Raw genomic sequence first — 20,192 nt, forward strand, 5'->3', positions numbered from 1 at the left:
TACACCGATCGGCCCCAGTGCCTCGACAGACGTCAGGTTAAACGATATACCTGTGGTCATGCAGCGCAACTCCGCCAAGCTCGCCGGCCCCGACACCTGGGTGGGGGTCAACTACTGGTCGCGGACCGGTGGCCCGTTGATGTGGCGCGACTACGACCCGGCGGTCGTGGACGAGGAGCTGCTGGTGATGCGCGACCACGGGATCGGCCTGACCCGCAGCTTCTTCTACTGGCCGGACTTCATGCCGACCGAGGACGCGCTGGACGCGGAACTGCTCGCCAGGTACGACGACTTCCTCGACCGGCACCACGCGCTGGGCATGCGGACCATCCCGACGTTCGTCGTGGGGCACATGTCGGGTCAGAACTGGGACCCGCCGTGGCGCGACGGCCGGGACGTCTTCGCCGACGCGTCGTTCCTGGACCGGCAGCGCTGGTACGTCCGCGAGCTGACCGGCCGGTGGCACGACCACCCGGCGGTGGCGGGGTGGCTGCTGAGCAACGAGATCCCGATCTACGCCGACTGGCGGTCGCGGGGCATCGGCACGCTGGACGCGGACGCGGTGACCGCGTGGGCGGCGGCGCTGATCGGGGAGATCCGCGCGGCGGGCGCGACGCAGCCGGTGTCGGTCGGCGACGGCGCGTGGGGCGTGGAGGTCACGGGGCTGGACAACGGCTTCCGGGTGCGCGACCTGGCGCCGTTGATCGACTTCCACGGGCCGCACGTGTACCGGATGGAGGACGACCAGCTGCGGCTGCACCTCGGCGCGGCGTTCGTCTGCGAGCTGCTCGACATCGGCGGCAGGCCCGTGGTGCTGGAGGAGTTCGGCGTGACGTCCGACTACGCGTCGGAGGAGAACGCCGCCCACTACTACCGGCAGGTCCTGCACACGACGTTGCTGGCGGGCGCGACCGGCTGGATACCGTGGAACAACACCGACTACGACGACCTGGCCGACCAGGAGCCCTACCGGCACCACCCGTTCGAGATGCACTTCGGCCTCACGGACTCCTCGGGACGGCCGAAAGCGCAGCTGCGGGAGGTGCGGGCGTTCACGGAGGTGTTGCGGCGCACGGACTTCGCGCGGCTGCGGCGGCCGGACACCTCGATCGCGCTGCTGGTGTCGTCGTTCCTGGAGGCGCGGTACCCGTTCACGCAGCCCGAGGACGCGACGAGCGTGGCGAACAACTCGCGGCAGGCGTACATCGCGGCACGGGAGGCGGACCTGCCCGTGGGCGTGGCGCGCGAGCTGGACGGCGTGCCGGACGACTGCGCGTTGTACCTGGCGCCGTCGGTCAAGCAGCTCACCGCGCCGACGTGGCGGGCGTTGGTGGAGCGCGCCGCGGCGGGCGCGGTGGTGTACGCGTCGTACTTCGTCGGCGAGCACCGGACGCAGCGCGGACCGTGGTGGCCGAAGCTGGACGAGACGTTCGGCGTGGTGAAGCAGCTGCGGTACGGGTTGGTCGACCCGATCGAGGACGACTCGCTGCGGATGGTGTTCCAGCGCGGGTTCGGCGGCATCGGCGCAGGTGAGGAGCTGGTGTTCCGGGTCGGCGGCACGGCGGAGTCGCGCGCGTTCCTGCCGGTCGTGCCGGACGGGGCGGAGGTGGTCGCGGTCGACGGGCACGGGCGGCCCGCCCTGCTGCGGCACCGGGTCGGCGACGGGTGGATGGTGCTGTGCACCTACCCGTTGGAGCACATGGCCGCTTCGACGCCGCGGGTCAACCCGGAACCGACGTGGCGGCTGTACGCGGCGCTGGCCGCGGTCGCCGGCGTGCCCCCGGCGGTCCGGGTGGACGACCCGCTGGTGATGACGGGGCTGATGGAGCACTCCTCCGACGGGCGGGTGTTCGCGTGGTTCGTCAGCCAGCACGCCTCACCGGTCACGGTGGACCCGGTCCTCGACGGGCGGTTGGTGGCGTTGGACGGCTCGCCGTTGGGCTCCGTGGAGTTGGACCCGTACGGCGTCGTGGTGGCCGAGGTGCGGGAGGTGGAGTCGTGAAGATCGCGGCGGTGGAGGTCGTGGTGACCTGTCCGGGGCGGAACTTCGTCACGCTGCGGATCACCACCGAGGACGGGATCACCGGTCTGGGCGACGCCACGCTGAACGGGCGTGAGCTGGCGGTGGAGGCGTACCTGCGCGAGCACGTCGTGCCACTGCTGCTGGGGCGCGACGCCTCGGCCATCGAGGACACCTGGCAGTACCTGTACCGGGGCGCGTACTGGCGACGCGGTCCGGTGACGATGGCCGCGATCGCCGCCGTGGACACGGCCCTGTGGGACATCAAGGCGCGTGCGGCGGGGATGCCGCTGTACCAGCTGCTCGGCGGGGCGTGCCGGGTGGGCGCGCTGGCCTACGGGCACGCGTCGGGGCGTGACCTGCCGGAGCTGTTCGACTCGATCCGGCTGCACCTGGAGCTGGGGTTCCGGGCGATCCGGGTGCAGACCGGGATTCCCGGGCTGGAGACGGTGTACGGGGTGGCGGCGTCGGCGGCCGGCGGCGGCGACCGGTACGACTACGAGCCGGCGCGGCCGACGGCGTTGCCGGTGGAGGAGAGCTGGGACACGCGGGCCTACCTGCGGCACGTGCCCTCGGTGTTCGAGGCGGTGCGGTCGGAGTTCGGGCCGGCGTTGCCGCTGCTGCACGACGGCCACCACCGGATGACCCCGATCGAGGCGGCCCGGCTGGGGAAGGCGCTCGAGCCGTACGACCTGTTCTGGCTGGAGGACGCGACGCCCGGCGAGGACCAGGCGGCGTTGCGGCTGATCCGGCAGCACACCACCACGCCGTTGGCGATCGGCGAGGTGTTCAACTCGATCCACGACTACACGACGTTGCTGAGCGAGCGGCTGATCGACTACGTCCGGTCGGCGGTCACCCACACGGGCGGAGTGAGCGCGTTGAAGAAGGTGCTCGACTTCGCCGCCGTGTACGGGGTCAAGTCGGGGATGCACGGGCCGACGGACATCTCACCGGTCGGCATGGCCGCCGCGCTGCACCTGGACCTCGCCGTGCACAACTTCGGCATCCAGGAGTACATGCGGCACTCGGCGCGGACGCTGGAGGTCTTCCGGACGTCCTACACGTTCGCCGACGGCCTGCTGCACCCGTCCGACGCGCCGGGGTTGGGGGTCGAGCTCGACGTGGACGCGGCCGCCCGGTTCCCCTACCGTGCCGCGTACCTGCCGGTCAACCGGCTGGCGGACGGCACCCTCCACGACTGGTGAGTGACCCATGCGGAAGATCGTGTATTCCCTGTCGGTGTCCGTGGACGGCTTCTTCGAGGACCTCGACGGGTCGATCGACTGGCACCTCGTGGACGAAGAGCTGCACGAGCACTTCAACACCGTGTTCGCGGAGATGGGCGCGTTCCTGGAGGGTCGGCGGACCTACGAGCTGATGGAGGCGCACTGGCCGACGGCGGACGAGGACCCCGACGCCTCCGCGCCCGAGCGGGAGTTCGCCCGGATCTGGCGCGGCATGCCGAAGGTCGTGTACTCGCGGACGTTGGCGACGGCGGGGCCGAACGCGACGATCGTGCGCGACGTGGTGGCGGAGGAGGTGCGGGCGCTGAAGGCGTCGGCGCGCGGCGACCTGGTGGTGGGCGGCCCGGACCTGGCCGCCTCGTTCCGCCGCCTCGGCCTGGTCGACGAGTACCGGGTGTACGTCCACCCCGTGCTGCTGGGACGCGGGCGGCCGATGTTCGGGCCGGAGGACGACAAGGCGGACCTCGACCTGGTCGAGACCCGGGCGTTCGGCAACGGGGTGGTGCTGCTGCGCTACCGCGTCCGGACCTGACGTTCACCGGAAGAGCGTGGCGCCCAGTGGGTGTTGCCGGTCGAACCCGGGCAGGACCAGGAACGTCGCGGCGGCGGTGGCGGTGGTGAACGGCAGCAGGGCGTCGACGGCGTCCATCCGGGTGAGGGTGTTGGTGAACGTCCGCAGGTCGTTCTGGAAGCTGATGAACAGCAGGCCCGGCGCGGGTTCGTCGATGGTGTACGAGCGGCGCAGCATGTGGCCGACGCCGACCGCGTTGGGGTGCGCCCGGCGGACGTGGGCGTCCGCCGGGATCAGGTAGCGCCCGTCCGGCGTCTTGGCGCCGAGGTCCGGGTCGGAGGCGATGACGCCGCCCGAGAGGGGCGCGCCGGTGTCCCGACGCCGACCGAAGACCGCCTCCTGGTCGGGGACGGGCAGCGCGGCGAACTTCGGCAGGTCGAGCTCCATGCGGCGGAGCACGGCGATCGTGCCGCCCGCGACCGGGGCCGGCCCGGCCAGCCACAGGTCCCGCTGCTGTTCGGCGGTCGTGTGCGGGCCCACGATGCCGTCGATGAACCCGAACGCGTTGCGCGGCGCGGTGATGCCCTGGTCCACCGCGACGGTCGCGCCGCGGCGCCCCGACTGCCGCCACCGTTCGCGCACCCGGTCACCGGCCTGGCCCAGCAGGGCCGCGGCGACGACCGACAGGACGACCGGGTCGCCGGCGCAGACCTGCACCAGCAGGTCGCCGCCCCGTTCCCGCTCGGCGATCCGCTCGCGGGAGAACTGCGGGAGGTCCGCGCCGCCGGGCAGGGCGGGGTCGGCGAGGCGCACCAGCCGGGGGCCGATCCCGATCGTCACGGTGAGATCGCCCGGCGGCAGGCCGAGCAGTCGCGCGTCGGTCCCCTCGGCGAGCGTGCGCACCGCTTCGCCCAGCTCGGCCAGCAGCGGGCCGACCGCCACGTCGTCGACGACGTCGGCCACCACGACCAGCAGGTTGGGCTGGGCCTGCGCGGGGAGCGTGATGCCGGCCTGATGAGGACCTGTCGGCGACACCGCCGGGACGTCGTGCCGCTCGGGCGGGGCGGCGGCGCGCGGTTCACACCCGGCGGCGAGACCGGCGGCCAGCGCGGTGGCCCCGGCGCCGAGGAACGTGCGGCGTGACGGGTGGTCTTCGGCTCGGCGCACGGTGGCGAGAGTGCCAGATTCGCCCTACCGCAGGCGAATCCGCCGGTCGTGCCAGACTGGGGCCATGCTTCGTTTCGGCCTCGTCGTGATCACCGCGGCGCTCGTCCTGGCCGGCTGCGGCGGATCAGGCGAGGGCGGCGCCGCCGAGGGCAGGCGGCCCGCCGGCACGCACGTGACGATCCGGGTGCCGGTCGACGCGCCGACGATCTCCGCCGCGGTGGCCCTCGCCCAGCCCGGTGACCTGGTCCTGGTCGCGCCCGGCGTCTACCACGAGTCGGTCGAGGTCGGCACGGACCGGATCACCCTGCGCGGCGAGTCCCGGGACGGGGTCGTGATCGACGGGCAGCTGCGGCAGCCGAACGGCATCGTCGTCACCGCGCCCGGTGTGGCCGTGGAGAACCTGACCGTCAAGAACAACACGCACAACGGGGTCCTGGTCACCGGTTCGGCGGCGGCGGCCGGCGGCACCCCGGGCGACGGCGGCTACGACACCGGCGACGAGCCCGTCACGTTCCTGAAGTCGTTCCTGGTCTCCCACGTGACCGCCACCCGCAACGGGCTCTACGGCATCTATGCGTTCTCCGCCCAGGACGGCGTCATCGAGCACTCCTACACCTCCGGCTCGGCCGACTCCGGGATCTACGTCGGGCAGTGCAAGCCGTGCCGCATCGTCGTGCGGGACAACATCGCCGAGCTCAACGCGGTCGGCTACGAGGGCACCAACGCGGGCGGCGAGCTGTACGTGGTCGGCAACCGCCTCGTCGGCAACCGGGTCGGGCTCACCAGCGGCTCCGACCACCAGGAGAAGCTGCTCCCCCAGCAGGACGCCGTCGTCGCCGGCAACCTGATCGCGGCCAACCAGCAGGACCCGACCCCCGAGCAGGCCGACGGCGGGTGGGGCATCGGCGTCGGCATCGACGGCGGCAGCGACAACCAGGTCGTCCGCAACCGGATCGCCGGCAACGCCACCGCCGGGCTGGTGATCACCGCGACCGCCGACATCCCGCCGAACGGCAACCAGGTCCTGGACAACGCGTTCGCGGCCAACGGCGTCGACGTCGGCTGGACGTTCCCCACCGCCACCCGGGGCCGGGGCAACTGCCTGCGCGGCAACGACCTCGTGACGACGGCGCCCGACGGGCTCGCGACGACCGCGGCCTGCCCGGCCGCCGACCAGTCGCCGTCCGGCACGTGGGCGAACCCGAGGCCTCCTCGCGGCATCCCGTTCACCGACGTGGCCGCACCCGCCCCGCAACCGCAGTTCCCGAACGCCACCACCGCCGGCGCCACCGCCGTGCCGGCCGTTCCGGTGCTGCCGGACATCGCGACGATCGCGCTGCCGTCCGCGTCCCTGCTCGCCGACCTCGCGCTGGTGCGGCTGCCCTGAGCGGCCCGGGCGCCGCGCCACCGCCTTCCTCGCCGCACCGGAACGTCTACGGCGTAGACCCACGCTGTGTACGGTGTAGACATGACGGAGACGGCCGACCGGATCTCGGCGGCGGCGTTGGCGATCCTGCTGGCGGAAGGCGCGCCGGCGGTGAGCATGCGGCGGGTGGCGGCGGATGCCGGGGTGACCGCCATGGCCACCTACCGCCACTTCCCCAACCGTGAAGCGCTGCTGCGCTCGGTGGCGGACGCGGCGGTGGCAGAGCTGACCGCCGACTGGGCCGGACGCGGCCGCGGACTGGGCCTGGCCCAGCGGCTCGACGCGCTGGCCGACGCGTTCCTGGACTTCGCGCTCGGCCGGCCGAACCTCTACCGCTACCTGGTCACCGAGCACCGGACCGACGCGCTGCGGTTCCCGGACGACTTCCACACCGGCGGCTCGCCCGCGTTCGCGCCGGTGTTCGCGACCGTCGAGCAGGCCTTGGCGGACGGCGTGCTGCGCGACGACGACCCCCTGGAGGTCGCGTTGGCCGTCACCACACCGGTCATGGGCCTGGTCCAGCTGTACCTGGGCGGCCGGATGACCCTGTCCGAGAACGACTTCCGCGCGCTGTGCAAGCGCACGACCAGAAGGGTCCTCAATGGACTCCGAACGTGAGCTTCCGCTGGTGGTCCTGGCCGGGTTGGGCTCGGCCGCCCTGTTCTACTTCGGCACGGGACTGGCGCCGATAGCCGCGCTGGCCTGGCTCGCCCCGCTGCCCGTGCTCCTCGTCGCGCCACGCACGTCCGGGCGCGTCGCCGCGGCCCTGGCGTTCGGGGCGTGCCTGTTGGGGCTGACCAACACCTGGCCGTTCCTGGCCCACTCGCACGACCTGCCGCTGTTACCGTGGGGCGTCGCCATCGGGATCGGGATGGCGGCGACCTTCGCCCTGGTGGTGACCCTGTTCCGGGCACTGCTGAACCGCGGACGCGCGCTGCTCGCGGTGACCACGGCGCCCGCCGCCTGGGTCGCGGTGCTGTACGTGGCGGCGTCGACCAACCCCGTCGGGATCATGGGCACGCTCGCGACGACGCAGGCCGACGTGCCGCTGGTCCTGCAGACCACCGCGATCACCGGCGCGTGGGGCGTCGAGTACCTCGTCCTCTTCGCGCCGGCCGCCGTCGCCGCCGTGGTGACCAGGCGTGACGTGCGGGTCGCCGCGTTCGCCGGTTTCGTGCTCGCGGCGGTGTCGATCGGCGGTGCGGTGCGGCTGGCCCAGGACGACGGGCCGGTGCAGCGCGTCGCGCTGGTGGCGAGCAACAACCACGGCTGGGCCACCGACCTGGGCACGCCGGCCGGACCCGAGTTGGTCGCCGCGTACGCGCGGCAGGTCGAGGCGCTGCCGGACGGGGTGCGGGTCGCGGTGCTGCCCGAGGCCGCGTTCGGCGCGCGCGAGGCCCGCCCCGCGGTGCTGGTGGACACCATGACCGCGCTCGCCCGCGCGGAGGGCATCGACATCGTGGTCGGCTTCGCCCAGTGGACCGACGGGAAGAAGTACAACTACGCGGTGACGTTCCCCGCGTCCGGCGGCGAGCCCGTGAAGTACCTCAAGCACCACGACCTGGTCAGCCCGGCCGGGCGCGACCTCGCGCTCCTCGGCTCGACCGGTGTCGCGATCTGCGCCGACGTCAACCACCCCGACCCGAGCTCGGACTACGCGACGGCCGGCGCGCGGCTGCTGGCGATCCCGGCGTCCGACGAGGACGACAACGGGTGGCAGCACAGCCGCACGGCGTTGCTGCGCGGTGCCGAGAACGGGGTCGCGGTGGCGTGGGGCGGGCGCAAGACGCGGTTGATGGCGTCCGACGCCCGAGGTCGGGTGGTCGGCGAGGCGGCCACCGGCGGCGGGGGCCCGTTCACCGTGGTGGTCGCCGACGTGCCGACGGGTGAGGGGCCGACGCCGTACGCGCGGTTGGGCGACTGGTTCGCGTGGCTGTGCGCGGGACTCGCGGTGGCCGGTCTGGTCGGCGCCCGCGTCAGGGCCGGGTGACGAGCGGTCAGAGGCGGAACTCGGCGCGGACCACGGCGGCGTCGAACGCGCGGCTGCCGGACTGCACCGGCATGGCGTCGGGTGGGCGGGGGCCGACCAGGGAGGACGCCTCGGCGGGCAGCCCGGCCCACTGGTCGGCCACGGCCACCTCCAGCGGCGCGCCGAGGTCCAGGTCGCAGGTGATCTCGCGAGCGGACGGGCCGTACAGGTCCAGGGTGGCGCCGGGGAGGGGCGTGGCGCCGAGGCGGCACGCCGGCCGACCGGGGCCGGACAGCGTCACGTGCGTCCGCCACGCGCGCGCGTTCGGCGTGACGCGGAACGTCACCGTCCGCACCGCGGCCTCGGCGGTGGCCACCGGGACGACGGTGGGCGCGGGCAGGCCCAGGTCGGGCGCGGCGGCGCGCATCATCGGCCGGTCCAGCGCCGGGTACGGCAACGTCACCCGTTCCGGGTCCTCCCCCAGCACCCGCGAGGTCCACTCGTCGGGCGCGGGATCGGCGGACAGCCAGCTCGCGCCGCCCGTGTCCTGCAGGTAGATCAGCGAGTCGGGCCGCGGCTCGTCCGGTGCGAAGCCGAACCGCACCGTCCCCACCGCGATCAGCGCCACCGCGACCGCCGCCGCGCCGAGCGCCGGCCGCCACGAGCGCCACCCCGTCAGCAACGGCAGCAGCAGCACACCGGCCAGGACCGCGAACACCACCGCCACGGCGCTCAGCGGCATGCCCAGCGCCACCATCATCGTGCCGACCAACGGCGGGAAGATCGCCGCCGCGACCAGCGGCGGGAGGAAGGCCGCCCGGGTCGTCCGCAACGCGGGCAGGCCGGCCAGCAGGGTCCACTGGAACAGGAACCCGGCACCCGGCACGGCCACCGTGGTGGCCGCCAGCAGCACGCCCGTCACCACCAGAACTCCGGCGACGACCTCGGCCGGCGACCACCGCCGCACCACCCGTGCCGCCGCCAGCAGCACCGCCGCCCCGAGCAGGCAGAACCCGGCGACGAACCAGCCCCGCTCGGGCGGCTCCGACAACGCCAGGAACCCCAACCCCGGCCGGACGGCCGCCACGAGTGCCCACACCCCGAACACCGACGCGCCCGCCACGACCACCGCGCCGACCGCGACCCCGGCCACGGCGGCCACCGCCCGCCACCGCAATCGTCCACTTCGGACACCCAGGACCAGCAGCGACGCCAGCGCGAGGACCGTCACCGCGGCCAGCGCCACCGCGAGCCACGTCGGGTAGCGCACCAGCACCCGGGAGAACAGGTCGAAGTACACCGCGTCACCGGCGCCGGCCCGCAGGTCTCGGTCGCCCAACGCCCGCATCAGTCCCACCATCGTCTCGCCGTGGTGCTGCAGGCTGCCCCGGTCCAGCCGCTCCAGGTCGTCGTACGGCGAGTGGTAGTCGCCGACGTGCTCGATGAACGCGCTGTTCAACCCCCGTGCGCCCGCCTCCGCGAACAGGGTGAAGTCGCTGTAGTTCGGCATCCGCCGGTAGACCTCGTAGGCGAACGAGTTCGCGATGGGCCTGCTGCTCGCCTCGCCGAACGCCGACACGAGCGGCGCGTTGTCGGCACCCGTCTGGAACATCCACACGGGCCCGCCGCTGCCCCGCGCCTCCCAGTTCAGCACCGCGCCGACGCCGTCGACCCCGTGGCGTTCCACGTACGCCGCCGCGCCGAGCGCCCCGGCCTCCTCGCCGTCGGTGAACAGGAACACCACGTCGTTGCGCACACCGCCGGTCCTCAGCGCGCGCAACGCCTCCAGCATCGCCGCGACCGCCGCGCCGTCGTCGGCCGCGCCGGGACCGGTCGGCACCGAGTCGTAGTGCGCGACCAGCAGCAACGCCTTGCCGCCGCTGACCGACGGTTCCGTGCCGCGCACGCGTGCGACGACGTTGTGCGTGGTGGCCACCCGGACGCCCCGCCACGGCCGGACGACCTCGTCGGACTCCACCACCACGTCCGCGCCGAGGCCGCGGGCGGTGTCGACGAGGTACTCGCGGACGCGCTCGTTGTCCGCCGACCCGATCGGGTGCGGTCGTCGGGCGATGGCCGCCAGGTGCCGCTCGGCGCGTCCGGCGGCGAACTCGGACGGCGGCGCGTCCGCCACGGGCGCCGGCGGCCGGAACGCCAGCACGGCCGCCACACCCACCACCGCGATCACCGCGAGCAGGACCGACACCCGACGGACGCCCTCGACCATCCGGAGACCCTAACCCGCCCGAAACCCGGTCGACAGGGGCCGGACGCGCGGCGCACCATCTCCCGCCATGGACGCCCTTCCCGCCGGTCACACCGTCCGGCCGCCCCGCACCGACGACGCCGAGCTGGTCCTCGGCCTGGTGCACGCCTGCACCACGGCGGTCATCGGGTTCGCCGACTACACGCTCGAGGACATGCGCGACGAGCTGACCCGGCCGGGCTTCGACCTGGAGCGCGACGCGTGGCTGGTGCTCGACGCGGCGGGCGCGCCCGTCGGCTACGCGACCGCGAACGGCAAGAGCGGCAGCGACGAGGTCGACGTCGACGTGGTGTCGCAGGACCCGGTGCTGGTGGACTGGCTGTTCACCAGGGTGCTGGAGCGCGCGCGGGAGATCGGGCGCGCCGGCGGGCACGACGCGGTGACCGTCGACCACGGCGTCTACCGGGACGACGTGGCGTTGCGCGCCCGGGTGGCCGCGCTGGGGTTGGAGGTCGCCACCACGTTCCACCGGATGCGGGTCGACCACGTCGGCGACGTGCCGCCGCCCGCGCCCGTGCCGGGGCTGGTGCTGCGGCAGGCCGTGGACGAGGACGTGCGGCGGGTCGCGCACGAGGTGTGGAACGCGTCGTTCGCCGGTCAGTTCGGGTTCGTGCCGAAGACCTACGAGGAGTGGCACGAGCGGCAGGAGCGCAAGTCGACCTTCGACTGGTCGGGGCTGTGGCTGGCGGAGCTGGACGGGCGGCCGGCCGGGTTCCTGGAGCGCACCGACCAGTTCGCCGACGAGGACTGCGGTTACGTCGGCTTCCTGGGCGTCCTCGCCGAGGCGCGCGGGCGCGGGGTGGCGAAGCACCTGCTGGGGCACGCGTTCCACCTGGACGCGTCCACCGGGCGCGCGGGCACGATCCTGCACGTCGACTCGAACAACCCGACGCCCGCGCTCGGCCTCTACGAGTCGGTGGGCATGCGGCCGGTGCTGGTGATCGACGTGTGGCGCGGCCGGTTCGGGTGAGCCGCGCCCTCGGTCCGGCGGACGGCCGCTAGGCGTTCTGCTGCCCGTCGATCGCCCACTGCCCGTCGACCTTGACCAGCGTGTAGAGGTGCCGCTCGGTCTGGGTCCCGCCGGACTTGAACGTGTACGACACGGTGGCCGTGACCTGCTGCGGCCCGACCGCCTGCACGTTGCTCACGGTCACCGCGCTGATCCCGCCCCACCAGCCCTGGTAGTCGGCGAACGTCGGCGTCTTCTCGGCCTTGAAGCCGTCGGTGAGGCGGGCGTACGCGACTTCCAGGTTGTTCGGCAGCAGGCCGTAGTAGTCGCTCAGCGCCTGGTCCGGGCCGATGTCGGCGGGCGGCTGGGACGTGCTCGGGGTCGTCGGCTCCGGCGCCGCGGTGGTGGTGGTCGTGGCCGGCTGCTCGTCCTCGGTGGTCTGGGCGGGCTGGGTCCCGGCGGGCGCGTCGGACGTCGGCTGGGCGGTGGTGGTCTCGCTGGTGGCGCCCGATCCGGCCGACGGTGAGCCGCCGTCACCCCGGTTGACCAGCCACGCCACGAGGGCGATGGCGATCAGGGCCACGACGGCTAGCGCGACCAGCGCCTTGCGGTCGCCTCGCTTCTCCTCGTTCGACGGCGGGACCGCCGGCAGCGGCTGAGGCGGGGTCGGTTGCGAAGGGGTGGGTTGGGACGGGGTCGGCTGCGGAGGGGTGGGGTTGGCCGGAGCGGGGTTGGCCGGAGCCGCGTTGGCCGGAGCGGGGCGGATCGGCTCGGGCGTGGGTTCGGCCGGTGCCGGTTCGGGGGTGGCGATCGGTTCGAGGGGCGAGGCCAGGATCGCGGTCGGCGTCGGGGACGGTGGCGGTGACGTGCCGTCGAACCGCACGTCCCGCAGCATGTCCGCCGCCTCGGCCATGCTCGGCCGGGTCTCCGGGTTCGTGTCGAGCAGGCGCATCAGCACCGGAGCCAGCGGGCCTGCGTTGCGCGGCGGCGGGAAGCGGCCGTCGGCGACCCGGTGCAGCAGCGCGATGGTGTTGCCGTCCACGCCGAACGGCGGCGTGCCCTCCAGCGCCGCGTAGAGCGTCGCGCCGAGCGCGAACACGTCCGCCGGGAACTCGCCCTTCCCGCCGCGCGCCACCTCCGGCGCCAGGTAGGCGGGCGTGCCGACGAGCATCCCGGACGCGGTGACGGTCGCCTCGTCCGTCGCGCGCGAGGTGCCGAAGTCGGTGACCTTGACCGTGCCGAACTCGGTGACCAGCACGTTGCCCGGCTTCACGTCCCGGTGCGTGACGCCCGCCTTGTGCGCGGCGGCCAGCCCGTCCGCCAGCTGCACGCCGAGCCGGGCCACCTCGTCGGGGGGCAGGGTGCCGCGTTCGGTCATCACGGTGGCCAGGCTGCGCGACGGCAGGTACTCCATGATCAGCCACGGGTGGCCGTCGTACTCGACGACGTCGTACAGCGCGATCACGTTGGGGTGCGACAGGCGGGCCGCGATGCGCCCCTCCCGGATCGCGCGGTCGATCGACTCCTGGTCGAACCCGGTGCGGGACAGCAGTTCCTTGACCGCGACGATGCGGCGCAGCCGCTGGTCCTCGGCCCGCCACACCACCCCCATCCCACCCGTGCCGATCCGCTCGGTCAGCCGATACCGGCCTGCGATAGTGCGGTCCACCACCCGTGCTCCCAACGTCGCGCGCACGTCCGGCGACGGGGGTACCCGATCGGGTGACCCCTCGAACGTCCGTTTCAGTCGTAACACTTCCAGTGGTCGTTTGTCCCTTCACCACGCGGGTCCGCCACGCAGGTGAGCCGAGCGCCACCGAACCGCCGGTGGCGGGCGCCCACCGCACGTGTCAGTCCTTTGTGGACTGGCGTGTGCTCCGGTTCGGCGAGGTGGGGCGCTCCAGCCCCGACCACAGCCGACCGTCGACCAGTCCGGGCGGCACCTCGACGGGATCGTCGTCGAACAGCGCGTGCACCGGGCCGTCGGGCAGCAGCACGGCGTGATCGGTGACGACCGCGACGTACCCGCCCGCGCGGAAGTCACCGACGACGGTGGCCGGGAACAGGTCGTCCGGCGGCCGGCCCTCGTCCTCCGCGACCGCGATGGCGGCGTGGGCCGCGAGGACGTCAGGCGCTTCCGCGTCCGCGGACCGGTGCACGACGCGGTCGAACACCAGCCAGGCGACCTCCCGGCGGTGCTTGTCGGCGGTGAACAGGGTCGTCCGCGGTCCCGGCTCGAACCGGACCAGCACCTGCGCGCCCGGTGCGGGGCGGGACAGGAGCCGACGCGGGGCGAGCCGGGCGGCGGTCAGGCGTGCGGCCTGGACGGCGGCGATGAACGCGATCACGCCCACCACCAGCCACAAGGTGGGGTGATCGCCGCGCCACGCCCACACCGCGAGCGCCACGCACGTCACCACCATCACGCCGATCAGCAGCTTCCGCAGCCCCGCAGGCCGCCGCGTGACCGGGTCGTCCTGCGGCAGGTCGACCGTGACGGGTGCGGCGAGTCCGGCGAACGCCCGCCGTTGCCGCCTCGGGCCGACCAGGAACCGGGCCAGGGAGTACGCGCAGTACGCGCCGTTGATCGCGAACGGGACGACGACCCACGGCGGTTCGCCGGCCACGCCCAGCAGGACCGCCGAGGCGATCGCCACCGCACAGCCCAGCCTCGGCCGCGCGATGAGCACGATCGGGGTGGCCAGCACGACCAGGTAGCGCACGCTGCGCGGGACGGGGTTGTCGGCTTCGGAACCGTCCGCGATCAGCGCGATCACCAGCGCGATCAGCCACGTCGTCACCGCCGGCGCCACCCGACCGACCCGGAAGGACGCCGGGTGCCGCCACTTCCGCGCGAACGCCCAGTCCAAGACCGGCGCCGGAGGTCTAGCCATGACGTCTCGCCCCTTTCACCGCCAACGGGGTTCGTCGGTGCCCCAGAGGGTTGGCGGATGGTCCCACTTCCCATGATCGGTGAGCGGCGGGCGGGCGTGGCGGAGGACGCCGTAGGGCGACGGGGTCTCGACCAGCCAGGGGTCGGGGTCGTAGTCGCCGTGGACGGGCGAGGGCTCGATGTCGTGCAGGAGCCAGGACGCGGTGCCGGCGAGCGACAGGCTGACGTGCCGGCCGTGGGGTTCGGCGAGGGCGCGGAGGACGGCGGCGGCGAGCAGGTAGCCGGTGCCGTGGTCGAGGGCTTGGGCGGGCAGCACGCCGGGGACGCCGTCGGTGCTCTCGGCGGCGGCGATGCCGGTGGCGGCCTGGACCAGGCTGTCGAACCCGCGCCGGCCGGCCAGGGCGCCGGTGTCGCCCCAGGCCGTCAGCTGGGCGACGACCAGGTCGGGGCGTTTCGCTCGCAGCGCCTCCGGGCTCACGCCGTGGCGGTCGAGCGCGCCCGGCCGGTAGCCGGTGACCACGACGTCGGCGTGGTCGAGGAGGTCGTCGAACGTGCGCCGGTCGTGCCGGTCGGCGAGGTCGAGGAGGGTGGAGCGCTTGCCCGTGCCGGTGTCCGCGTGGGCGTCGGGGTCCTCCGGCAGGTGGGGCGGGTCGACGCGGAGGACGTCCGCGCCGAGGAACGCGAGGGTGCGGGTGGCGACCGGGCCGGCGATGACCCTGGTGAGGTCGAGGACGCGGACGCCTTCGGCGGGGCGGGAGGCCGGTGGGAGGACGCGTTTCGCGGCGTCGGTGGGACGGGTTTCGACCAGGGGACGGCGGGTCGGGTCGGGTTCGGTGGCGACCGCGACGGCCAGGCCGCCCGCGGCGTAGACGGTTTCCTGGACGTCCAGGGCCCGGCGGGTGGCCAGTTCGCGGGCCAGCGCGGCGCGGTCGTCGGTGACGCCGAGGGCGTCGAGCAGGCGTTCGCGGTGGTGGGGGTAGTTGGCGTGGGTGCGGACCCAGCCGTCGGCGGTGCGCCAGAACCCGGACAGCGGCGCGAACGCGGCGCCGGGGCGGCCGTCGACGAGGAGGTGGCGTTCGCTGGTGAAGGCGGTGGCTACGGCGGCTTCGCGCACCGTGACCGGCGGGGTCGGGGTGCGGTCGCGCGCGGCTTTCAGCTCGGCCGCGGCGAGGGCGCACACGCCGACGGTGGCCCGTGCCAGGTCCCGGACGGGCAGTCGGGCGGCGAGCACGTCGCCCGCCGGGGTGTAGTCGACGGTCAGGTCGGGTCGGCCGCCGAGGGCCGCCCAGGCTTGCGCTGTCACCGGGTCCACGGGTGCAGTCTGCTTCTTCTCGCGCCTGTGGGAGGTTGGTGGCGGCTATAAGGTCGATCACCATGGACTACCCGATCGTGCGTCGTCCCGGGTTCGATCCGCCGGCGGAGTTCGCGGCGTTGCGGGTGGAGTCGCCGGTGTGCCCGGTGTCGTTGCGGCACGGCCAGCAGGCGCACCTCGTGACGCGGTACGACGACGTGCGGGCGGTGCTGCGCGATCACGGCCGGTTCTCGTCGGACCCGAGCACGCCGGGCTTTCCGCAGCTGCGGCCGGTGGTGGACCGCAAGGCCGCGCCGGGGAGCTTCCTGGTCACCGATCCGCCCGAGCACACGCGGTACCGCCGGCTGGTGACGGGCGAGTTCACCGTGCGGCGGATGGCGGCCCTGCGTGCCGACGTGGAGCGGATCACGCGGGAACGGTTGGCCGCGTTGCGCTCGGGGCCGCGGCCCGCCGACCTGGTGACGGCGTTCGCGCTGCCCGTGCCGTCGGACGTGATCTGCCTGCTGCTCGGCGTGCCGGTGGCGGACCAGGAGTTCTTCTCCACCCGGAGCCGGGCCCACCTGGACCGGTCGTTGTCGGCGGCACGGGTGCGGGAGGCGTTGGACGAGCTGCACGGGTACCTGGCCGACCTGGTCCGGGCGCGCCGGCTCGCGCCGCGGGACGACCTGGTCAGCCGGTTGGTGCGGGAGCCGGGGCTGACCGACGAGGAGGCGGTCGGGATGACCGTGCTGCTGCTCGTCGGCGGGCACGAGACGACCGCGAACTCGATCGCGCTGTCCGTGCTGGCGCTGCAACGGGAGCGGGCGTGGTGGGAGGCGCTGGTCGCGTCGCCCGACCTGGTCGACAACGCGGTGGAGGAGCTGCTGCGCTTCTTGAGCCCCGTGCACCACGGGGTGGTGCGGGCGGTCGCGGGTGAGGCGGCCGTCGGTGGCACGGTGCTCGCGGCCGGCGAGGGCGTGATCGCGTCCCTGTTCGCCGCGAACCGCGACCCGGCCGCGTTCCCCGACCCGGACCGCCTCGACCTGCGCCGGGACGCGCGGGCGCACCTCGCGTTCGGCAGCGGGGTGCACCAGTGCGTCGGGCAGCTGTTGGCGCGCTTGGAGATGCGGGTCGCGCTGCGGGCCTTGGTGACGGAGCTACCCGACCTGCGCCTGGCCGTGCCGTTCGAGGAGGTCGAGTTCAAGTTCGACGCCCCGATCTACGGCCTCCGCTCCCTGCCGGTCACCTGGTAGCGCACGCCGGTGAGGATGCCCCGATGTCAGCTCGCGCGCGTGCCGTCGATCCCGGCCTGCTCGCCCGGTGGTGCGTGGAGCACCTGGGCAGCCCGCCGGCGGCGGAGTTGTTCAGGTCCGGGTTCCTGTCCGCCGTCATCGGGCTGCGGCTGGCCGACGGCCGTGAGGTCGTGGTCAAGGTTCGTCCGGACTCGCCGCGGACCGCGGCGTGCGTGGAGGTCCAGCGCCGCGTGTTCGAGGCCGGCTACCCGTGCCCGCGGCCGCTCACCGGCGCCGCGCCGTTGAGTGGTGACGTCGCGACCGCGGAGGCTTACGTGCCCGGCGGTGCGCTGCTCCCGAGCGCGGAGCGCGCGGCCGAGGCCTTCGCCGAGGCGTTCGCGCGGCTGATCCGGCTGGCTCCGCGGCCGGGCGACGTGCCCGCGCTCGACCCGCCACCGTCGTGGGCGGCCTGGAACCAGGGCGGGGACGGGCTGTGGCCGCGTCCCGAGGGTTCTGAAATCGACCTCGACGAGGTGTCCGGCGCGGCGTGGATCGACGATGCCGGGCGCCGGGCCCGTGACCGGCTGCGCGCCGGCGGGTCCGACGCCGTGATCGGCCACTGCGACTGGCTCGCCGGCAACCTGCGCTGGAGCGGCGACGCGCTGCTGGTGGTGCACGACTGGGACAGCGTGGTCGCGGAGAGCGAATCCGTCCTGGTCGGTCTCGCCGCCGCGCTGCACTCGACCGTCAGCCCGGACGACCTGGCCACCGTCGAGGAAACACAGCGGTTCCTCGACGCGTACGGCCGTGCGCGTGGCCGGGAGTTGAGCACCGAGGAACTGCGGCGGGCGTGGGCGGCAGGCGTCTGGACCAGGGCCTATGACGCCAAGTACCAGCACGCGGTCGGCAGGCCCGTCACGTCGCTGTCGCAGGACGAGGCCCGCGAGCGCCTCCGTCGTGCCGGGATCGACCCGCCGAGGCCGTAGCCGACGATCACGCGGCGACGCGACGCGACGGGACGACGCCGGCGCCCACCCGGTCAGGTGGGCGCCGGCGTCGGCGGGGTCACTCCCCCGTGCTGAAGGCGGCGTCGAACGAGGCGGCCGGGGGGTCGAAGAGGTGCCGCCGGATGAAGCCGACCGCCTCCTCCGCCCCGCGCAACCGGTCCATGCCGGCGTCTTCCCACTCCACCGAGATCGGACCCCGGTAGCCGATCGCGTTCAACGCGCGGAACGACTCCTCCCACGGCACGTCACCGTGCCCGGTCGAGACGAAGTCCCAGCCGCGGCGCGGGTCGGCCCACGCCAGGTGCGAGCCCAGCCGGCCGTTGCGGCCGTCGAAGCGCTTCTTCGTGTCCTTGCAGTCCACGTGGTAGATCCGGTCGGCGAAGTCGAGGATGAAGCCGACCGGGTCCAGGTCCTGCCACACGAAGTGCGACGGGTCCCAGTTCAGCCCGAACGCGGGCCGGTTGCCGACCGCGTCCAGCGCCTTGCGCGTCGTCCAGTAGTCGTACGCGATCTCCGACGGGTGCACCTCGTGCGCGAACCGCACCCCCACCTCGTCGAACACGTCGAGGATCGGGTTCCACCGCCGGGCGAAGTCGGCGTACCCCTCGTCGATCACGGCCTGCGAGACCGGCGGGAACATCGCCACGTACTTCCAGGTCGACGAACCCGTGAACCCGACGACCGTGTCCACGCCCAGCCGGGCCGCCGCGCGCGCGGTGTCGGCCATCTCCGCGGCGGCACGCTGCCGCACGCCCTCCGGCTCGCCGTCGCCCCAGATCCGCGCGGGCAGGATCGCCTGGTGGCGGAAGTCGATCGGGTCGTCGCACACCGCCTGCCCGACCAGGTGGTTGGAGATCGCGAACACCTCCAACCCGTACTGCTTGAGCATCGCGCGCTTGGCCGGCACGTAGTCGTCGTCCGCCAACGCCCGGTCCACCTCGAAGTGGTCACCGGAACAGGCGATCTCCAGCCCGTCGTAACCCCACCCGGACGCGAGCCGGCACACCTCCTCGAACGGCAGGTCGGCCCACTGGCCGGTGAACAACGTGACCGGTCGGCTCATCGGTGGTCTCCAATCGTGGTCCAGGTCGACTGCTGCCCGGCACTCTCCTCCACCGCCGCGAGCACCCGCTGCACCCGCAGGCCGTCGGCGAAGCTCGGCGACGGGTCGACGCCGCCGCCGATGGCCGTGAGGAAGTCCGCCGCCTCGTGCGTGAACGTGTGCTCGTACCCGAGCAGGTGACCCGGCGGCCACCACGCGCCCACGTACGGGTGATCAGCCTCGGTCACGAGGATCCGCCGGAACCCGGCCGCCGAGCCGTCGTCGGCCGAGAACACCGACAGCTCGTTCATCGACTCGAAGTCGAACGCCAGGCTGCCGCGCGTGCCGTTGACCTCCAGCCGCATCGAGTTCTTGCGACCCAACGCGTACCGGGTCGCCTCGAACGTGCCCAGCGCGCCGGAGGAGAAGCGGGCCAGGAACACGGCCGCGTCGTCCACCGTCACGTCGGAGAACCCGTCGCCGTCGGGCCGGGAGCGGACGAAGGTCTCGGTGGTGGCGCTGACGCCGGTGATCAGGTCGCCGGTGACGTACTGGGCGGCGTCCACGATGTGCGCGCCGAGGTCGCCCAACGCGCCCGAACCGGCCTTCTCCTTCCGCATCCGCCACGTCATCGGCGACGACGGGTCGGACAGCCAGTCCTGCAGGTACACCGCGCGCACGTGCCGGACCTCGCCGATGCGGCCTTCCTCCACCAGCCTGCGGGCCAGCGCGATCGCGGGCACGCGCCGGTAGTTGAACGCGACCATCGACCGGACGCCGCGCCCGGCGGCCTCCTCGGCGGCGGCGGCCATCGCCTCGGCCTCCGCGACGGTGTTGGCCAGCGGCTTCTCGCACAGGACGTGCTTGCCGGCGGCGAGCGCGGCGAGCGCGATCTCGGCGTGCGTGTCGCCGGGGGTGCAGATGTCGACGAGGTCGACGTCGTCCCGGGCGACGAGCGCGCGCCAGTCGGTCTCCACGGCCGCCCAGCCGTACTTCGTCGCCGCGTCCTTGGTGCGCACCGGGTCACGGCCGCCGAGGACGGCCAGGCGGGGCGTCAGGGGCACGTCGAAGAACCGGTGGACGCTGCGCCAGGCGTGCGAGTGCACCGCGCCCATGAACGCGTGGCCGACCATGCCCACGCCGATCTCTTCCGTCATCAGCAGCCTTTCGCA

At 73.8% G+C, this 20,192-nt stretch carries 16 protein-coding genes; 9 read left to right on the forward strand and 7 right to left on the reverse strand.

The genetic code is table 11. The annotated features are described in order from the left end of the window. Window positions 1-58: 58 nt before the first annotated feature. Genes AB0I91_RS10155 through AB0I91_RS10165 form a run of 3 tightly spaced genes read left to right on the forward strand, consistent with a single transcriptional unit; the run spans window position 59 to window position 3,799 of the window. A complete protein-coding gene (locus AB0I91_RS10155; protein WP_499636383.1) occupies window positions 59-2,002 on the forward strand; it encodes a glycoside hydrolase 5 family protein in 1,944 nt (647 codons plus the stop codon). Further along, a complete protein-coding gene (gene manD / locus AB0I91_RS10160; protein WP_498773126.1) occupies window positions 1,999-3,228 on the forward strand; it encodes a D-mannonate dehydratase ManD in 1,230 nt (409 codons plus the stop codon). Before AB0I91_RS10155 ends, manD begins: the two co-directional genes overlap by 4 nt. Before the next feature lie 7 nt (window positions 3,229-3,235). Beyond that, window positions 3,236-3,799 (forward strand): dihydrofolate reductase family protein, encoded by a 564-nt coding sequence (locus AB0I91_RS10165; protein WP_499615314.1) that lies wholly within the window; start codon window positions 3,236-3,238, stop codon window positions 3,797-3,799. 3 nt (window positions 3,800-3,802) lie between these two features. On the opposite strand, the gene AB0I91_RS10170 is transcribed toward AB0I91_RS10165, so the two are convergent. Further along, window positions 3,803-4,945, reverse strand: a complete 1,143-nt coding sequence (locus tag AB0I91_RS10170) for a Dyp-type peroxidase (protein WP_498773122.1) — start codon at window positions 4,943-4,945, stop codon at window positions 3,803-3,805. Window positions 4,946-5,009: 64 nt separating this feature from the next. On the opposite strand from AB0I91_RS10170, the gene AB0I91_RS10175 reads away from it, so the two are divergent. From AB0I91_RS10175 to AB0I91_RS10185, 3 genes are all read left to right on the forward strand, one after another. Next, window positions 5,010-6,332, forward strand: coding sequence for a right-handed parallel beta-helix repeat-containing protein (locus tag AB0I91_RS10175; RefSeq protein WP_499615315.1), 1,323 nt, complete (start codon window positions 5,010-5,012; stop codon window positions 6,330-6,332). Window positions 6,333-6,413: 81 nt separating this feature from the next. Further along, a complete protein-coding gene (locus tag AB0I91_RS10180; RefSeq protein ID WP_499636384.1) occupies window positions 6,414-6,989 on the forward strand; it encodes a TetR/AcrR family transcriptional regulator in 576 nt (191 codons plus the stop codon). Then, window positions 6,973-8,361 carry a nitrilase-related carbon-nitrogen hydrolase gene (locus tag AB0I91_RS10185; protein WP_499636385.1) on the forward strand — a complete coding sequence of 463 codons (1,389 nt, stop codon included), beginning with the start codon at window positions 6,973-6,975 and terminating at the stop codon, window positions 8,359-8,361. Before AB0I91_RS10180 ends, AB0I91_RS10185 begins: the two co-directional genes overlap by 17 nt. Before the next feature lie 7 nt (window positions 8,362-8,368). Here the strand turns inward: AB0I91_RS10185 and AB0I91_RS10190 are convergent, their stop codons facing one another. After that, window positions 8,369-10,567, reverse strand: a complete 2,199-nt coding sequence (locus AB0I91_RS10190) for a M20/M25/M40 family metallo-hydrolase (RefSeq protein WP_499636387.1) — start codon at window positions 10,565-10,567, stop codon at window positions 8,369-8,371. 67 nt (window positions 10,568-10,634) lie between these two features. On the opposite strand from AB0I91_RS10190, the gene AB0I91_RS10195 reads away from it, so the two are divergent. Further along, window positions 10,635-11,576 (forward strand): GNAT family N-acetyltransferase, encoded by a 942-nt coding sequence (locus AB0I91_RS10195; RefSeq protein ID WP_498773110.1) that lies wholly within the window; start codon window positions 10,635-10,637, stop codon window positions 11,574-11,576. Between the two features lie 28 nt (window positions 11,577-11,604). Here the strand turns inward: AB0I91_RS10195 and AB0I91_RS10200 are convergent, their stop codons facing one another. The 3 genes from AB0I91_RS10200 to AB0I91_RS10210 all read right to left on the reverse strand — a co-directional run bounded on the left by AB0I91_RS10200 (window position 11,605) and on the right by AB0I91_RS10210 (window position 15,760). Continuing rightward, window positions 11,605-13,224 (reverse strand): protein kinase domain-containing protein, encoded by a 1,620-nt coding sequence (locus AB0I91_RS10200; RefSeq protein ID WP_499636389.1) that lies wholly within the window; start codon window positions 13,222-13,224, stop codon window positions 11,605-11,607. A 181-nt stretch (window positions 13,225-13,405) separates the two neighbouring features. Continuing rightward, window positions 13,406-14,449: a hypothetical protein gene (locus AB0I91_RS10205; RefSeq protein ID WP_499636391.1), complete on the reverse strand. Its 1,044-nt coding sequence runs from the start codon at window positions 14,447-14,449 to the stop codon at window positions 13,406-13,408. Between the two features lie 15 nt (window positions 14,450-14,464). Then, window positions 14,465-15,760 carry a CoA transferase gene (locus AB0I91_RS10210; RefSeq protein WP_499615331.1) on the reverse strand — a complete coding sequence of 432 codons (1,296 nt, stop codon included), beginning with the start codon at window positions 15,758-15,760 and terminating at the stop codon, window positions 14,465-14,467. 62 nt (window positions 15,761-15,822) lie between these two features. Between AB0I91_RS10210 and AB0I91_RS10215 the strand changes: the two genes are divergently transcribed. Beyond that, window positions 15,823-16,992, forward strand: a complete 1,170-nt coding sequence (locus tag AB0I91_RS10215) for a cytochrome P450 (RefSeq protein ID WP_499636393.1) — start codon at window positions 15,823-15,825, stop codon at window positions 16,990-16,992. A gap of 23 nt (window positions 16,993-17,015) precedes the next feature. Beyond that, window positions 17,016-17,957 (forward strand): phosphotransferase, encoded by a 942-nt coding sequence (locus tag AB0I91_RS10220; protein WP_499636395.1) that lies wholly within the window; start codon window positions 17,016-17,018, stop codon window positions 17,955-17,957. Between the two features lie 79 nt (window positions 17,958-18,036). Here AB0I91_RS10220 and AB0I91_RS10225 read toward each other — a convergent pair whose 3' ends face one another. Beyond that, complete coding sequence (locus AB0I91_RS10225) at window positions 18,037-19,041, reverse strand: sugar phosphate isomerase/epimerase family protein (protein ID WP_498773098.1); 1,005 nt, start codon at window positions 19,039-19,041, stop codon at window positions 18,037-18,039. Then, the gene (locus AB0I91_RS10230; RefSeq protein WP_498773096.1) at window positions 19,038-20,177 is read right to left on the reverse strand and encodes a Gfo/Idh/MocA family protein; all 1,140 of its coding nucleotides are present in this window, start codon (window positions 20,175-20,177) and stop codon (window positions 19,038-19,040) included. The genes AB0I91_RS10225 and AB0I91_RS10230 overlap by 4 nt, the downstream gene beginning before the upstream one ends. Window positions 20,178-20,192: the final 15 nt, after the last annotated feature.

Origin of the sequence: Actinosynnema sp. NPDC049800, from assembly GCF_040656635.1 — a bacterium.
In the GTDB taxonomy this organism is placed as follows: Bacteria; Actinomycetota; Actinomycetes; order Mycobacteriales; family Pseudonocardiaceae; genus Actinosynnema.

Bases quoted from the DNA above. Each gene is read 5' to 3' on its own strand.
- AB0I91_RS10155 (WP_499636383.1), top strand. From the start codon at position 59: ATGCAGCGCAACTCCGCCAAGCTCGCCGGCCCCGACACCTGGGTGGGG.
- AB0I91_RS10165 (WP_499615314.1), top strand. From the start codon at position 3,236: ATGCGGAAGATCGTGTATTCCCTGTCGGTGTCCGTGGACGGCTTCTTC.
- AB0I91_RS10175 (WP_499615315.1), top strand. From the start codon at position 5,010: ATGCTTCGTTTCGGCCTCGTCGTGATCACCGCGGCGCTCGTCCTGGCC.
- AB0I91_RS10180 (WP_499636384.1), top strand. From the start codon at position 6,414: ATGACGGAGACGGCCGACCGGATCTCGGCGGCGGCGTTGGCGATCCTG.
- AB0I91_RS10185 (WP_499636385.1), top strand. From the start codon at position 6,973: ATGGACTCCGAACGTGAGCTTCCGCTGGTGGTCCTGGCCGGGTTGGGC.
- AB0I91_RS10190 (WP_499636387.1), bottom strand. From the start codon at position 10,567: ATGGTCGAGGGCGTCCGTCGGGTGTCGGTCCTGCTCGCGGTGATCGCG.
- AB0I91_RS10195 (WP_498773110.1), top strand. From the start codon at position 10,635: ATGGACGCCCTTCCCGCCGGTCACACCGTCCGGCCGCCCCGCACCGAC.
- AB0I91_RS10205 (WP_499636391.1), bottom strand. From the start codon at position 14,449: ATGGCTAGACCTCCGGCGCCGGTCTTGGACTGGGCGTTCGCGCGGAAG.
- AB0I91_RS10215 (WP_499636393.1), top strand. From the start codon at position 15,823: ATGGACTACCCGATCGTGCGTCGTCCCGGGTTCGATCCGCCGGCGGAG.
- AB0I91_RS10220 (WP_499636395.1), top strand. From the start codon at position 17,016: ATGTCAGCTCGCGCGCGTGCCGTCGATCCCGGCCTGCTCGCCCGGTGG.
- AB0I91_RS10225 (WP_498773098.1), bottom strand. From the start codon at position 19,041: ATGAGCCGACCGGTCACGTTGTTCACCGGCCAGTGGGCCGACCTGCCG.
- AB0I91_RS10230 (WP_498773096.1), bottom strand. From the start codon at position 20,177: ATGACGGAAGAGATCGGCGTGGGCATGGTCGGCCACGCGTTCATGGGC.